16 protein-coding genes are annotated in these 14238 nt (G+C 68.8%); all 16 read left to right on the top strand.

Features of this window, described 5'->3' with window-relative positions; all coding sequences use genetic code 11:
• Window positions 1–36 precede the first annotated feature (36 nt).
• The 16 genes from pilM to rplW all read left to right on the top strand — a co-directional run bounded on the left by pilM (window position 37) and on the right by rplW (window position 14238).
• Window positions 37–1089, top strand: a complete 1053-nt coding sequence (pilM, locus tag HQQ88_RS06165; RefSeq protein ID WP_173168940.1) for a type IV pilus assembly protein PilM — start codon at window positions 37–39, stop codon at window positions 1087–1089.
• The gene (locus HQQ88_RS06160) at window positions 1086–1850 is read left to right on the top strand and encodes a hypothetical protein (protein ID WP_173168939.1); all 765 of its coding nucleotides are present in this window, start codon (window positions 1086–1088) and stop codon (window positions 1848–1850) included. Before pilM ends, HQQ88_RS06160 begins: the two co-directional genes overlap by 4 nt.
• A gap of 2 nt (window positions 1851–1852) precedes the next feature.
• A complete protein-coding gene (locus HQQ88_RS06155) occupies window positions 1853–2584 on the top strand; it encodes a hypothetical protein (RefSeq protein ID WP_173168938.1) in 732 nt (243 codons plus the stop codon).
• Between the two features lie 209 nt (window positions 2585–2793).
• Window positions 2794–3327 carry a hypothetical protein gene (locus HQQ88_RS06150; protein WP_123293130.1) on the top strand — a complete coding sequence of 178 codons (534 nt, stop codon included), beginning with the start codon at window positions 2794–2796 and terminating at the stop codon, window positions 3325–3327.
• Between the two features lie 27 nt (window positions 3328–3354).
• The gene (locus HQQ88_RS06145) at window positions 3355–3840 is read left to right on the top strand and encodes a DUF6121 family protein (protein ID WP_123293132.1); all 486 of its coding nucleotides are present in this window, start codon (window positions 3355–3357) and stop codon (window positions 3838–3840) included.
• A 36-nt stretch (window positions 3841–3876) separates the two neighbouring features.
• The gene (locus HQQ88_RS06140; RefSeq protein ID WP_173168937.1) at window positions 3877–5088 is read left to right on the top strand and encodes a hypothetical protein; all 1212 of its coding nucleotides are present in this window, start codon (window positions 3877–3879) and stop codon (window positions 5086–5088) included.
• A 229-nt stretch (window positions 5089–5317) separates the two neighbouring features.
• Window positions 5318–5686, top strand: coding sequence for a 30S ribosomal protein S12 (gene rpsL, locus HQQ88_RS06135; RefSeq protein WP_017885540.1), 369 nt, complete (start codon window positions 5318–5320; stop codon window positions 5684–5686).
• A 5-nt stretch (window positions 5687–5691) separates the two neighbouring features.
• Complete coding sequence (gene rpsG, locus HQQ88_RS06130) at window positions 5692–6162, top strand: 30S ribosomal protein S7 (protein WP_055950927.1); 471 nt, start codon at window positions 5692–5694, stop codon at window positions 6160–6162.
• An 87-nt stretch (window positions 6163–6249) separates the two neighbouring features.
• The gene (gene fusA, locus HQQ88_RS06125; protein WP_111083473.1) at window positions 6250–8367 is read left to right on the top strand and encodes an elongation factor G; all 2118 of its coding nucleotides are present in this window, start codon (window positions 6250–6252) and stop codon (window positions 8365–8367) included.
• Between the two features lie 147 nt (window positions 8368–8514).
• Window positions 8515–9702 carry an elongation factor Tu gene (tuf, locus tag HQQ88_RS06120; RefSeq protein ID WP_123293136.1) on the top strand — a complete coding sequence of 396 codons (1188 nt, stop codon included), beginning with the start codon at window positions 8515–8517 and terminating at the stop codon, window positions 9700–9702.
• Window positions 9703–9907: 205 nt separating this feature from the next.
• Window positions 9908–10885, top strand: a complete 978-nt coding sequence (locus tag HQQ88_RS06115; protein WP_173168936.1) for a DNA topoisomerase IB — start codon at window positions 9908–9910, stop codon at window positions 10883–10885.
• A gap of 79 nt (window positions 10886–10964) precedes the next feature.
• Entirely contained in the window at window positions 10965–11792 is an 828-nt protein-coding gene (locus HQQ88_RS19430; protein ID WP_123293140.1) for a DarT ssDNA thymidine ADP-ribosyltransferase family protein, read from the top strand.
• Between the two features lie 510 nt (window positions 11793–12302).
• Window positions 12303–12611 carry a 30S ribosomal protein S10 gene (rpsJ, locus tag HQQ88_RS06105; protein ID WP_017885534.1) on the top strand — a complete coding sequence of 103 codons (309 nt, stop codon included), beginning with the start codon at window positions 12303–12305 and terminating at the stop codon, window positions 12609–12611.
• Window positions 12612–12623: 12 nt separating this feature from the next.
• Complete coding sequence (gene rplC / locus HQQ88_RS06100; protein ID WP_027466731.1) at window positions 12624–13280, top strand: 50S ribosomal protein L3; 657 nt, start codon at window positions 12624–12626, stop codon at window positions 13278–13280.
• 2 nt (window positions 13281–13282) lie between these two features.
• Window positions 13283–13942 (top strand): 50S ribosomal protein L4, encoded by a 660-nt coding sequence (gene rplD / locus HQQ88_RS06095; protein WP_111083469.1) that lies wholly within the window; start codon window positions 13283–13285, stop codon window positions 13940–13942.
• Window positions 13939–14238: a 50S ribosomal protein L23 gene (gene rplW / locus HQQ88_RS06090; RefSeq protein WP_111083468.1), complete on the top strand. Its 300-nt coding sequence runs from the start codon at window positions 13939–13941 to the stop codon at window positions 14236–14238. The genes rplD and rplW overlap by 4 nt, the downstream gene beginning before the upstream one ends.

The raw sequence follows: 14238 nt of genomic DNA, 5'->3' as shown, positions 1-14238 counted from the left end.
CCCCACCGAGCCCGGCTCGACCAGAAGGAACACGACATGACCAAGAACATCGTCGGCATCGACATCGGTGCCGAGTCGATCCGCGCGGTGGAGGTCGCCGACGCCGCGAAGGCGAACCCGACGATCGTCCGTGTCGCCGAGGTGCCAGTCCCGAAGGACGCGACGAAGCAGGGCGAGGTCCTCGAGGCGAACACGGTCGCGGCGGCGTTCCGCGAACTCTGGTCGATCGGCCGCTTCCGGACCAAGGACGTCGTCCTGGGCATGGGGAACCAGCGCGTCCTCTCACGTGACCTCACCGTGCCGAAGGCGCCGCTCGCGCAGATCCGCGAGTCGCTCCCATTCCAGGTCCAGGACATGCTCCCCGTCCCGGTCGTCGACGCGATCCTCGACTTCTACCCGGTGTCCGAGGGTGTCGGCGAGTCCGGACCGGTCGTGCACGGCTTGCTCGTCGCCGCGATCAAGGACGCGGTCCTCGCGAACGTCCGCGCTGCGGAGCTGGCCGGACTGCGCCCGGTGGGTGTCGACCTGATCCCGTTCGCCCTGTCACGGGTCCTGGCGCCCCGGGTCGACGGCGCCGGAACGGTCGCGATCGTCGACTGCGGCGGCAACACGACGTCGGTCGTGATCGCCAACGACGGGGTGCCCACGTTCGTGCGCATCATCCCGACGGGTGGCGACCACGTGACCAAGACGATCGCCACCCGGCTCGAGGTCACCCTCGCCGAAGCCGAGGCGATCAAGCGGCACTTCGGTTTGGTCGGTCGAGCGCAGACGCCGGACGATGCCCGTGCCGTGGCCGTCACGCGTGAGACCGTCGGCGAACTGCTCGCCAGTGTGCGGAACACGGTGACCTACTACGCCAACACCCGGCCTGCCGATGTCGTGCGGGGAATCGTGCTCGTCGGCGGCGGTGCGGCACTCCCCGGCTTCCGGGAGAGCCTCGGCGACGTCTCCGGCCTGCCGGTCGCCGTCGGGGACCCCTTCGTGTCCGCTCGGACGGCACGGGGCATCACCCCGGAGCTCCTCCGGGAGCGGTCGGCTTCCATCTCGGTCGCCTGGAGCCTCGCGGTCGGAGGCCGAGCAGCATGACCAAGATGATCGACACCACCTCGACCGACCGACGGCGCCCCTTCCGGGCGACTCCCGGCCGCAGTGCAGACGCCGCTCCCCACACGGCGAGAGCCGGCGCGAAGTCGCGTGTCCTGGTGGTCGGAGGACCGCCGCGTGTGGACCTGCTCCCCGTCGAGGTCCACGTCAGGCGGCGGCAGCGCGCAACGGTCCGGCGCGCGTGGGCGGGCGTGCTGGTCGTCGCGATCGCGGTCGGACTGGCGACGGCGTGGGCGATGACGGACCGCATGTCTGCCGAGCAGGACCTTGCCGCGGCCCAGAGCGAGACGGCGACGCTCGCCAAGCAACAGGGCCAGTACCGGGACGTCCGTGCGACCGAGTCCGAGAGCGCGTTGCTGCAGAGCGCGCAGACGGTCGGCGGGTCGACGGAGATCGACTGGGCGACGACGCTCGCGTCGGTGCGTTCGAGACTGCCGGCCGGGGTGCAGATCACCGGACTGACGATCGACTCCGCCGGAGCCGAGGAAGCCTACGCGCAGTCGGACGACCCGCTGCAGGGGCAACGCATCGCGACACTCACCTTCGACGCCACCAGCGACGCCCTGCCCTCGATCCCGGACTGGCTGACCGCAGTCGGCGGGGTCGCCGGGTTCGTCGATGCGAACGCCAACTCGGTCGCGCGGTCGCAGGACGGCGGCGGGTACGCGGTCAACATGACCATCCACCTCGACGAGAAGTCGTTCGACGGCCGGTACGCCGCCGACGACGCGAAGAAGGACTGATCATGTCTCACAATCGCTTGAGCCTCTTGCTCGCCGTCCTCGCGATGGCTGTCGTCGCCGTCGGCGGGTTCTTCCTCGCGGTCCAGCCGCAGCTCGCCCAGACGGCTGCGGCGCACACCCAGACGGCGTCCGTCGAGCAGACGAACGACACCAGCCGGAGCGAGCTCGCACGCCTGCGCGAGCAGGCGGCGGACCTGCCAGCCATGAAGCGCGAGCTGTCGACCCGTGCGGCCTCGGTGCCGGACACCGCTCGGCTGTCGGCGTTCATCGACGAGCTCAACACCATCGCCGCGGCTTCCGGGATGCAGGTGTCGTCGTTCACGGCGAGCGACGCGACGGCGTACTCGCCAGCGGTCGCGGCGGAGCCCGCGGCTGCGGGGCAGGGCGCTGCAACGCCGTCGGCATCGCCGTCCGCGACGGCCGGAGCGGCGCCGTCCGCCCCGCAGGCGCCGAGCCTCGTCACGGACGCGGCGGTCACCGGCGAGAACTTCTCGGTGATCCCCGTCACCGTCGCGGTCGACGGCTCGTTCGACCAGGCGCTGCAGTTCGTCAAGGGAGTCCAGGGTGGCGATCGACTGTTCCTGATCACGACCGTCTCGTCTGCAGAGAAGAGCGGGGACGACGGCACTGCAAGCAGCAGCAGCTCATGGACCTTCGGTGGATCGATCTACGTGCTCGACCGGTCCCCTGACGCGGGTGCTGACACCGCAGCCGCGGCCTCCGCGAAGGGCTGATCCGACCCCCTCCCACTGGGGTGTGACGCGCCACGCCGACCCCTCTTCCGCGACACCCGTCGCTGTGCGTACGATGCTCACGACGCCGCGATCGCGGCTGCTCATCTCCCTCTCGAACGGTCGGCTCGAACCGGCCGTTCCCGTCGTGCCCGGAGTCGCGCGTGTTGGTCGGAATCGTGGAATTCCTTGGTTGGTTCGGCGCTGTAACCGTGCTGGCTGGTTACATTCTCTTCTCCACGGGGAAGCTCCCGAACGGGCCGGTCTACCAGCTCTTCAACCTCGTCGGCGGGCTGGCCGTCGCCGTCAACGTGGCCGCGCACCACGCGGTGCCGTCGACCATCGTCAACGGCATCTGGGCGATCGTGGCCGTGGTCGTCCTGGTGAAGATGGGACGCGCCCGTCGTGCGGCGAAGCGCGGCGAGCCGGCGGCCTCCGAGGCGACCGTCCTGCACGCCGAGCCGGCGTCCACCACCGGCGTCCTGCCGATCATCGGCCCGGCCCTGCGTGACCACGAGCCGGATGAGCCCTCCGGGGCGGACGCAGCCCCGGGCCTCCAGGCCGCACCGACCACCAGCACGACGCAGGTCGCTCCGATGACCGAGACCGTCCCGATCATCACCGCGACGATCGCACTGGCCCTGGTCGCCGCAGCCCAGGGGCACGTGGAGCGTGCGGACGGCGCGGACAGCGCAGGCGCCACCGAAGGTGCCGACCACGCGGAGCGGACCGAAGCCACCCGCTGACCGTCCCGTCGGCGATACGATCACCTCATGTCCCGGTGGTTGATCGCGACGATGACGTCCGTCCTCTTCATCGCGCTCGTCGTCGCCGTCGCGGGGTTCGAAGCGCTCCTCGCCGACGTCGAGGCGATCGCGCAGCCGGACGCGACCCCGTACCTCGGCCCGGCCATGGTGATCGGCGCCGCCGTGGTGGTGTTCCTCGCGACCGCGGTCGGCGCGCGAGAGGGCAACCCCGGTGTCACCGGCCTGGTCGCCGCCGCGACCGCCTACCTGGTGATGCTCGGCGTCGGCGCCGTCGGGTACGCGGCGATCCGCCGCGACGTGACCGAGCTCCTCGTCTTCCCGGCCGGCTACGCACTCGGGCCGTTCGTCGTCGGCTCCGTCGTGGTGGCGCTCCTGTCGGTGATCGGCGGGATCTCCATGGCCCGGCACCAGGCCCGGACGACGGGCTCGACATCCACGGCAGGGCAGCGGCAGGAGCCGACCGTCGCGGGTGACGACACCGTCGGGCGGTAGTCTGCCCGGGCACGACGCACACGCAACGGGGGAACGATGAGCGACGAGAACACGCCGGATCCGGACCAGCAGGACGGTTGGGGAGCCGTGCCGTCGGTGGCGTCGATCCGCGGGACGCAAGAGACGCCCGCGGCCGCGCAGAACGCGCAGAACGCGCAAGCCGGGCAGGCCACGCAGTCCATGCAGAGCGCGCAGTACGCTCCGACCGCGTCGCGCGCTCCGCGCCGGAAGCTCCGCCGCGGCCAGCTGGTCGGGATCATCGCCGGCAGCACCGCCGTCGTGCTGTTGCTCGTCGCCGGTGTCGTCGGGTTCTCGGTCGGCTCGGCCACCCACTCGGCCGACCGCCCCGTGCGGGCGTTCCTCGACGACCTGACCGCGGGGAAGGTCACCGACGCCCTCGATGCAGCGGGCATCGACCGGACGAAGTCGGACGTGCTCCTCACCGACGCCGCGTACGCGAAGGCGACCGCGAAGGTCACCGGATACCGGGTGGCCGCGACGCGCACGGACGGCGACACCGCCACCGTTCGCGCCTACCTGCGCCAGGCCGGCCGTGACGTCGCGGCGACCTTCACGCTCGACAAGACCGGCACCGACTGGGGCGTGTTCCCCGTGTGGGAGTTGCAGGCGCCGGAGCTCGGCAGCGTCGACGTCAGCGTCCGGGGCCCGTTCGGCGCTTCGGTGCAGGTCGCGGGCACGTCGACGAAGACCCCGAAGGACGGCACGGTCGGTCTCCGCGCCCTCCCCGGCACCTACGCGGTCACGTACGACGGCGGCAAGTGGACCAAGGCCGCTGGAGGCAGCGCCGTCGTGGGCGGGTTCGGTGGCAGCACCTCAACGCCCGTGCAGATGACCGCGACGCTCACGAACGCGGGCGACCAGGCGGCGAAGCGGGCCGTGGACGCCTGGGTGGACGGCTGCATCGCCTCGAACGACGCAGCGCCGGCCGGGTGCAGCTTCTACGCGTACGGCGAGAACCCCGCGTACACCTACACGAACGAGAAGTGGACGCTCGAGTCGCGGCCGACCGTCGCCGTCGGCAGCTGGACGACGAACGGCTGGCTCGTCTCCACCACCACCTTCGGCCGGGCCACCTTCACGGCGGACATCGCCGGCGCGGGCGGTACCGGGACGGCCACGGCCGGACCGCTCAACGTCAACGCGAGCGGGTACATCACGGGGTTCTCGAGCTCGGGTGCGACGTTCCGGTCGGCGGTCGGCAACGGGTCCTCGGACACCGGCTTATGACGGTGTCCGGCGTGGTGCCGGCCCGGATTGATTTCGTCCCGTTACGCGGGTAGTCTCTTCTGGGTGTGCGCCCTCGGGCGCGCCCGAAAAGTCCGGCGAGCGAGATCGCCCAGTCGGACCACTCCGTCCCCCCGCAGGTTCCTCCGCCGTCAGGCGGTCATCAGCGTGGGACGAGGAAGCCGGCGGATCGCGCCGGCCAGAGAGCACGAGCGAAGAACCAGGAGAACAGTTGCCTACTATTCAGCAGCTGGTTCGCAAGGGTCGTACGCCGAAGGTCACCAAGACCAAGGCGCCCGCCCTGAAGGCGAACCCCCAGCAGCGTGGTGTGTGCACCCGCGTCTACACCACCACCCCGAAGAAGCCGAACTCCGCACTGCGCAAGGTCGCTCGTGTGAAGCTCTCGAACGGCACCGAGGTCACGGCGTACATCCCCGGTGAGGGCCACAACCTCCAGGAGCACTCGATGGTGCTCGTCCGTGGCGGTCGTGTGAAGGACCTCCCCGGTGTGCGGTACAAGATCATCCGTGGCGCCCTGGACACCCAGGCCGTGAAGAACCGTAAGCAGGCTCGTAGCCGCTACGGCGCGAAGAAGGGTTGAGTTAGATGCCTCGTAAGGGTCCCGCCCCCAAGCGCCCCGTCGTCGCCGACCCGGTCTACGGTGCGCCGATCGTCAGCCAGCTCGTCAACAAGATCCTGCTCGACGGCAAGAAGGGCCTCGCCGAGCGCATCGTCTACGGTGCACTCGAGGGCGTCACTGCCAAGAACCAGCAGGATGCTGTCGTCACGCTCAAGAAGGCACTCGACAACGTCCGTCCGACCCTCGAGGTCCGCAGCCGCCGCGTCGGTGGCTCGACCTACCAGGTCCCGGTCGAAGTCAAGCCGCACCGCGCGAACACCCTCGCGCTCCGCTGGCTGACCTCGTACGCCAAGGCCCGTCGCGAGAAGACGATGACCGAGCGTCTCATGAACGAGATCCTCGACGCGTCGAACGGTCTCGGTGCCGCGGTCAAGCGCCGCGAGGACACGCACAAGATGGCCGAGTCGAACAAGGCCTTCGCCCACTACCGCTGGTAGTCCCGGCACCGTCCGGGCACCGGTGGTCAAGAACCCCGGCGCCCGGACGGCCGCCAACCTCTCCTACAACTCTTCCGGAGGAACCCTGTGGCACAGGACGTGCTCACCGACCTGAACAAGGTCCGCAACATCGGCATCATGGCGCACATCGATGCCGGCAAGACCACGACGACCGAGCGCATCCTGTTCTACACGGGCATCACGCACAAGATCGGTGAGGTCCACGACGGCGCTGCCACGATGGACTGGATGGCGCAGGAGCAGGAGCGCGGCATCACGATCACGTCGGCCGCGACGACCTGCTTCTGGGACAACAACCAGATCAACATCATCGACACCCCCGGTCACGTGGACTTCACGGTCGAGGTGGAGCGTTCGCTCCGCGTCCTCGACGGTGCGGTTGCCGTCTTCGACGGCAAGGAGGGCGTCGAGCCCCAGTCCGAGACCGTGTGGCGTCAGGCTGACAAGTACAACGTCCCGCGCATCTGCTTCGTCAACAAGATGGACAAGCTCGGCGCGGACTTCTACTACACCGTCGACACGATCATCAACCGCCTCGGTGCGGAGCCCCTCGTGCTCCAGCTGCCGATCGGTTCGGAGAGCTCGTTCGAAGGCGTCGTCGACCTCGTCCAGATGCGTGCACTCACCTGGCGCGGCGACGCCAAGGGTGACGTCGCGATGGGTGCGAAGTACGAGATCGAAGAGATCCCGGCCGACCTGCAGGACCGCGCCGCCGAGTACCGCGAGAAGCTCATCGAGCGCGTGGCCGAGGCGGACGACGTCCTCATGGAGCGTTACCTCGAGGGCGACACCGACTTCTCGGTCGACGAGATCAAGGCCGCGATCCGCGCCCTCACCGTGAGCAGCACGCTCTACCCGGTGCTGTGCGGTTCCGCGTTCAAGAACCGCGGTGTCCAGCCGATGCTCGACGCCGTCATCGACTACCTCCCGTCCCCGCTCGACGTGCCGCCGATGATCGGCCACGACGTCAAGGACGAGGAGAAGGAGATCATCCGCAAGCCCGACGCGTCGGAGCCGTTCTCGGCTCTCGCGTTCAAGGTCGCGGTGCACCCCTTCTTCGGTCGCCTCACCTACGTCCGCGTGTACTCCGGCTCGATCGAGTCCGGCGCACAGGTCATCAACTCGACCAAGGGCAAGAAGGAGCGCATCGGGAAGATCTTCCAGATGCACTCCAACAAGGAGAACCCGGTCGCCAACGTGACCGCTGGCCACATCTACGCGGTCATCGGCCTCAAGGACACCACCACCGGTGACACCCTGTGCGACCCGACCAACCAGGTCGTCCTCGAGTCGATGACGTTCCCGGAGCCGGTCATCGAGGTCGCGATCGAGCCGAACACGAAGGCTGACCAGGAGAAGCTCTCCACGGCCATCCAGAAGCTCGCCGAAGAGGACCCGACGTTCCGCGTCGAGCTCAACGCCGAGACCGGTCAGACGACGATCAAGGGCATGGGCGAGCTCCACCTCGACATCCTCGTCGACCGCATGAAGCGCGAGTTCCACGTCGAGGCGAGCGTCGGCAAGCCCCAGGTGGCCTACCGCGAGACGCTCACCAAGATCGTCGAGCGCTACGACTACACCCACAAGAAGCAGACCGGTGGTTCCGGTCAGTTCGCGAAGGTGCAGATCGCGCTCGAGCCGATGGAGGTCACGAGCGAGAAGGTCTACGAGTTCGTCAACGCGACCTCCGGTGGCCGTGTCCCGCGCGAGTACATCCCCTCGGTCGACGCCGGTATCCAGGACGCCATGCAGGTCGGCATCCTCGCGGGCTACCCGACCGTCGGCGTGAAGGCCATCCTCAAGGACGGCGCGGCGCACGACGTCGACTCGTCCGAGATGGCGTTCAAGATCGCCGGTTCCATCGCCTACAAGGAAGCGGCCCGCAAGGCCGGTCCCGCGATCCTCGAGCCGATCATGGCCGTCGAGGTCCGTACTCCTGAGGAGTACATGGGCGACGTCATCGGTGACCTGAACTCCCGTCGTGGCCAGATCGCCTCGATGGAGGACGCCTCGGGCGTCAAGGTGGTCCGCGCGAGCGTGCCGCTGTCCGAGATGTTCGGCTACGTCGGCGACCTGCGGTCGAAGACCTCTGGTCGTGCGGTCTACTCGATGACCTTCGAGACCTACAGCCAGGTCCCGGCCAAGGTCGCCGAGGAGATCATCGCGAAGAACGCGGGGGAGTAGCGCTCAGCGCTTCTCCACAGGCGGGGGTGCCCGGCGACGGGTCCCTCGCCACCAAGTAAAGTACAGACACACACCGCGCATCAACGGTCGCGAGCCCATCCAGGGCCGGCCGGGGATGACGCTTCCGAGTCCTGAGGAGGACCCACAGTGGCCAAGGCCAAGTTCGAGCGCACCAAGCCGCACGTCAACATCGGAACCATCGGTCACGTCGACCACGGCAAGACCACGCTCACGGCGGCGATCACCAAGGTTCTGCACGACCAGTACCCGGACCTCAACGAGGCCCGTGACTTCGCGCAGATCGACAACGCTCCCGAGGAGCGCCAGCGCGGCATCACGATCAACATCTCGCACGTCGAGTACCAGACCGAGAAGCGTCACTACGCGCACGTCGACGCCCCCGGTCACGCCGACTACGTGAAGAACATGATCACGGGTGCGGCGCAGATGGACGGCGCGATCCTCGTGGTCGCCGCCACCGACGGCCCGATGCCCCAGACGCGTGAGCACGTGCTGCTCGCCCGCCAGGTCGGCGTCCCCTACATCGTCGTCGCGCTGAACAAGTCCGACATGGTGGACGACGAGGAGATCCTGGAGCTCGTCGAGCTCGAGGTCCGCGAGCTCCTCGGCTCGCAGCAGTTCGACGAGGACGCCCCCGTCGTGCAGGTCTCGGCGCTCAAGGCGCTCGAGGGCGACGAGAAGTGGGTCAAGTCGGTCCAGGAGCTCATGGCCCAGGTCGACGAGCACGTGCCGGACCCGGTGCGCGCCACCGACCAGCCGTTCCTGATGCCGATCGAGGACGTCTTCACGATCACCGGTCGTGGCACGGTCGTCACCGGTCGCGTCGAGCGTGGAACGCTCAACCTGAACGCCGAGGTCGAGATCGTCGGCATCCGCGCGACGCAGAAGACCACGGTCACGGGCATCGAGATGTTCCGCAAGCTGCTCGACCAGGCGGTCGCCGGTGACAACACCGGTCTGCTCATCCGTGGCCTCAAGCGCGAGGACGTGGAGCGCGGCCAGGTCGTCGTGAAGCCGGGTTCGGTCACGCCGCACACCGAGTTCCAGGCGAACTCCTACATCCTGACCAAGGAAGAGGGCGGGCGTCACAACCCGTTCTACGCGAACTACCGTCCGCAGTTCTACTTCCGCACCACGGACGTCACCGGCGTCATCACGCTGCCCGAGGGCACCGAGATGGTCATGCCCGGTGACACCGTCGCCATGACCGTCGAGCTGATCCAGCCGATCGCCATGGAAGAGGGCCTCCGTTTCGCCATCCGTGAGGGTGGTCGTACGGTCGGCGCCGGTACGGTCGAGAAGATCCTCAAGTAACTCCGGTTACCTGCCGCAGCGGGGTCGAGCCTTCGGGCTCGGCCCCGCTGTGTCGTTGCCCCGGTCGACGTGGCAGCGCTCGGAGCCACTGTCGGCCGCTCACGGCCCTGGCGGGCGGCGGACGGGAGGCCCGGGGTACGCCCGCCACGACGGCGTCCGTCCGCCCCGTACGGCGTCCCAGGCAGCGGGGAGTTGGCTCGGCCGGGTGACTCGTCTGCGCCGTTCCACGACCTCCGGTCGTGGCTACCACCGTGTCCGGAGCGGCCGCGGCTTCTCGTACCGTGACCCCGACGGTGCGACCGTCACCGATGCCTCGGTGCGTCAGCGGCTCGAGGACCTCGTCATTCCGCCGGCCTGGGACGACGTCTGGATCTCGCCGTACGAGAACGGGCACGTCCTCGCGACCGGCATCGACGGAGCCGGACGCCGCCAGTACATGTACCACCCGTCGTGGCGCGAACGGATGGACCGGATCAAGTACGACCGGGCGCTCGCCCTCGCGGAGTCGCTGCCGGTCGCACGGCGCGGGGTCACGCAGGACCTCCGACGACCGGAACCCGATCGCCGCCGAGCGCTGGCCGCAGCGTTCCGGATGCTCGACCAGGGCTCGCTGCGGGTCGGATCGGAGCGGTACGCCAGCGAGCACGGCAGCCGCGGACTGTCGACCCTGCTGTGCGCGCACGCCCACGTCTCCGGTGACGACATCGAGCTCGACTTCCCCGGCAAGAGCGGGCAGGAGTGGTCGTCGTCGATCCACGACGCCGACCTCGCGACGGTGATCGCCGGCATGAAGCGCCGTGGGTCGAACGCCCGACTGCTGTCGTTCCGCGAACGCCGCGGTGACGAGTGGGAGCCGTTGTCCGCCGAGGACATCAACGCCTACGTCAAGGAGCGTGCTGGTGACGACTTCACGGCGAAGGACTTCCGCACCCTGCACGGCACGGTGGCTGCGGCCGTCGACCTTGCCCAGACCGGTCCGCTGTCGTCGCAGGCGAAGCGGAAGCGTGCGGTGTCCCATGCCGTGAAGGCCGCGAGCGACGAGCTCGGCAACACCCCGACGGTGTGCCGGCAGAGCTACATCGACCCGCGGCTGCTCGACGCCTACGAGCACGGCGAGACCATCGATCCGGCCCGGATCCACGCCGCCGAGTCCGAGGTCCGGGCACTGCTCTACCGACAATGACCCCGGGAGCGTCCGGATGACGTAGCGTTGGTCGACGTGCCGGACCACCCCACACGGCACGGAAGGACCCACAACAGTCGTGACTGACGAGTGCATCCACGGTTTCCCCACCGAGCTCTGCGACATCTGCGCGCCCCGGCAGCGTGAGGAGTCGGCGATCCCAGCCGCTCCGGCGCCACGGCGGACCCGCATCACCACCAACCTGCGCGTCGACCCGCCGGCCTCCGGCCCCGGGACGTCGCTGCGCTCACCGACGTCGCTCCGGTCGTCGTCGGCCGACCTGCCCGAGGCTCGGGTGTTCGCGTCGCTGCGTGCGCACCACGTGACCCACATCGACAACCTCGACGGCATCGTCGGGTCCGGCGCCATCCTGGCGGCCGACCAGGCGGAGCCCGCCGTCGACGTCAGCAGCCCCGAGACCCGGGCCGCACGCGCCGAGGCCGAAGCGCCCGACGGCAGCACCATCGCGAGCCACGTGCCGTTCACCCTGTCGCCGGATGCCGTCCGGTGGGACGAACTCCGCACCGGCGCCGTCGGGGAGCGGTGGTCCGACGCCGCCCGACGCACGCGCGCGGTGGACTACGTCGTGCTCGTCGTCCCGGTCTCGGCGTTCGGTGACTCGGTGGTCGTCGCCGACCAGGACGCCGACGCCGACGACGTCCGGTTCGCCGTCGGCCCCGACGCCGGGACGAACCTGATCCGCCGCACCGACTTCTCCGACCCCGAGATGCTCGGACTCGAGCTCCTCGCGGGGCCGAGCGTGCCGTTCTCGTCCGTTGCGGTGATCGGTGTCCCGAACGACAAGGCCCGTCAGACGGTCCGTGCGGTGCTCGCCGACCACGGCGGCCACGCGCCGCGCGTGGCGGTCTTCCCGCCGTGGTTCGTCCCTCCGGTGACGGCCGAGTAACCGTCTCCACGAGCGCCCTCCGGACCATGTCCGGAGGGCGCTCCGCGTTGCGGCGGCGACCCGTGCCTCCAGGCCGTCCGATCCGCGTGGATCCGGGGAAGCGAGCCGGTGTCGACACGCCCGGCACATCGCGACACGCCCGGGTTGCACGTGGGCTCGGGACATGCGAGACTTGTCCGGTTCCGAATTCCCCGCGGGTGCGAGTCCGCAGGATCACTGCTCTGGCAGTGCACAACCCCCCTGTTCAGCAGGGCTGGGTTGGGCCGCAGGCAGCAGAACACGACTCCCCGAGGTCATGACGGACGCGACACTGTTGCGCCCGGAGTGCGAGGAAGTCGATTGCCCACGCTGGACGGCCAAGGTCGCCCGCGCGGTTGACAGGTGAACAGCGGTCATCCCCAGCGGATGCGGCCGGTTGGTTCAGGAAAACAGCACGGTCTGCAGCAATGCGGAGCCGAGCGGCGTCAGGCGGCCTGCGGGTGCGCGGCGCAGAGAGAGGACAAGAGACACATGGCGGGACAGAAGATCCGCATCCGGCTCAAGTCGTATGACCACGAGGTCATCGACACGTCGGCCCGGAAGATCGTCGACACGGTGACCCGTGCCGGTGCAACCGTGGTCGGCCCGGTGCCACTCCCCACCGAGAAGAACGTGATCGCAGTGATCCGTTCCCCTCACAAGTACAAGGACTCGCGCGAGCACTTCGAGAAGCGCACGCACAAGCGGGTCATCGACATCGTCGACCCGACGCCGAAGGCCGTTGACTCGCTCATGCGACTCGACCTGCCGGCAGACGTCAACATCGAGATCAAGCTGTAAGGGGGCTGACCAATGGCGAACTCAACCAAGACCGTCAAGGGCCTCCTCGGCAAGAAGCTCGGGATGACCCAGGTGTGGGACGAGAACAACAAGTTCATCCCCGTCACCGTGATCGAGGTCGGCCCGAACGTGGTCACCCAGATCCGCAACGCTGAGCGCGACGGCTACGAGGCGATCCAGATCGCCGCCGGTGCCATCGACCCGCGCAAGGTCAACAAGCCGGCCGCTGGCCACTTCGAGGCCGCTGGCGTGACCCCGCGTCGCACCCTCACCGAGATCCGGACCAACGACTCCGCTGAGTACACGCTCGGCCAGGAGCTCACCGTGGACGGCACGTTCACGGCGGGCCAGAAGGTCGACGTCGTCGGTACCTCCAAGGGCAAGGGCTTCGCCGGTGTCATGAAGCGCCACGGCTTCCACGGCGTCGGCGCCTCGCACGGTGCACACCGCAACCACCGCAAGCCCGGCTCGATCGGTGCTTCCTCGACCCCGTCGCGTGTCTTCAAGGGCATGCGCATGGCCGGTCGTATGGGTGGCGACCGCGTGACCGTCCTCAACCTCACGGTGCACGCCGTCGACGCCGAGAAGGGTCTGCTGCTCGTCAAGGGCGCCGTCCCCGGTGCTCGTGGCCGCTCCGTCTTCGTCCGCACCGCCGTGAAGGGTAAGTGATCATGGCCACCACGACCGCAACCACGATCGACGTCCTCGACGCATCGGGTGTCAAGTCCGGCACCGTCGAGCTGCCCGCAGCTCTCTTCGACGTCGAGACCAACGTCCCGCTGATCCACCAGGTCGTCACCGCGCAGCTCGCAGCCGCGCGTCAGGGCACCCACAAGACCAAGAACCGCGGCGAAGTCCGCGGTGCCGGTCGCAAGCCGTTCAAGCAGAAGGGCACCGGCCGCGCCCGTCAGGGTTCCGTCCGTGCTCCCGAGCACACCGGTGGTGGCGTCGTCCACGGACCGACCCCCCGCGACTACTCGCAGCGCACCCCCAAGAAGATGATCGCCGCAGCGCTGCTCGGCTCGCTCTCGGACCGCGCCCGCGGTGGCCGCATCTCGGCTGTCGACGGCTTCGTCGAGGCCGACGTGCCGTCGACCAAGGTCGCTCGCACGCTCCTCGAGAAGGTCGCGCCCGTCAAGCACGTGCTGATCGTGCTCGAGTCGAACGACGAGCTGACGCTCAAGTCGATCCGCAACCTGCCGAACGTCCACGCGCTCTCGTACGGCCAGCTGAACGCCTACGACGTCCTCAAGTCGGACGCCGTCGTCTTCAGCAAGAGCGCCCTCGACGCCTTCATCGCGTCGAAGACCGCGAAGGAGATCACCGCATGAGCGGCTTCAACAAGGACCCGCGCGACGTCATCATCTCGCCGGTCGTCTCGGAGAAGAGCTACGCGCTCATCGACCAGGGCAAGTACACGTTCATCGTGGACCCCCGTTCGAACAAGACCGAGATCAAGCTCGCCATCGAGAAGATCTTCGAGGTCAAGGTCGCGAGCATCAACACGCTGAACCGCCCGGGCAAGACCCGTCGCACCAAGTTCGGTCTCGGCAAGCGCAAGGACACCAAGCGCGCCATCGTGACGCTCAAGTCCGGTTCGATCGACATCTTCACGGCTGTCGGCTGA

The sequence above is a fragment of the Curtobacterium sp. VKM Ac-2861 genome, from assembly GCF_013204965.1.
GTDB lineage: Bacteria > Actinomycetota > Actinomycetes > Actinomycetales > Microbacteriaceae > Curtobacterium.
This window is presented reverse-complemented; position numbering and strand designations above follow the sequence as displayed.

Bases quoted from the DNA above. Each gene is read 5' to 3' on its own strand.
- HQQ88_RS06155 (WP_173168938.1), top strand. From the start codon at position 1,853: ATGTCTCACAATCGCTTGAGCCTCTTGCTCGCCGTCCTCGCGATGGCT.
- rpsJ (WP_017885534.1), top strand. From the start codon at position 12,303: ATGGCGGGACAGAAGATCCGCATCCGGCTCAAGTCGTATGACCACGAG.
- rplD (WP_111083469.1), top strand. From the start codon at position 13,283: ATGGCCACCACGACCGCAACCACGATCGACGTCCTCGACGCATCGGGT.
- pilM (WP_173168940.1), top strand. From the start codon at position 37: ATGACCAAGAACATCGTCGGCATCGACATCGGTGCCGAGTCGATCCGC.
- rplW (WP_111083468.1), top strand. From the start codon at position 13,939: ATGAGCGGCTTCAACAAGGACCCGCGCGACGTCATCATCTCGCCGGTC.
- HQQ88_RS06140 (WP_173168937.1), top strand. From the start codon at position 3,877: ATGAGCGACGAGAACACGCCGGATCCGGACCAGCAGGACGGTTGGGGA.
- rplC (WP_027466731.1), top strand. From the start codon at position 12,624: ATGGCGAACTCAACCAAGACCGTCAAGGGCCTCCTCGGCAAGAAGCTC.
- rpsG (WP_055950927.1), top strand. From the start codon at position 5,692: ATGCCTCGTAAGGGTCCCGCCCCCAAGCGCCCCGTCGTCGCCGACCCG.
- HQQ88_RS06145 (WP_123293132.1), top strand. From the start codon at position 3,355: ATGTCCCGGTGGTTGATCGCGACGATGACGTCCGTCCTCTTCATCGCG.
- HQQ88_RS06160 (WP_173168939.1), top strand. From the start codon at position 1,086: ATGACCAAGATGATCGACACCACCTCGACCGACCGACGGCGCCCCTTC.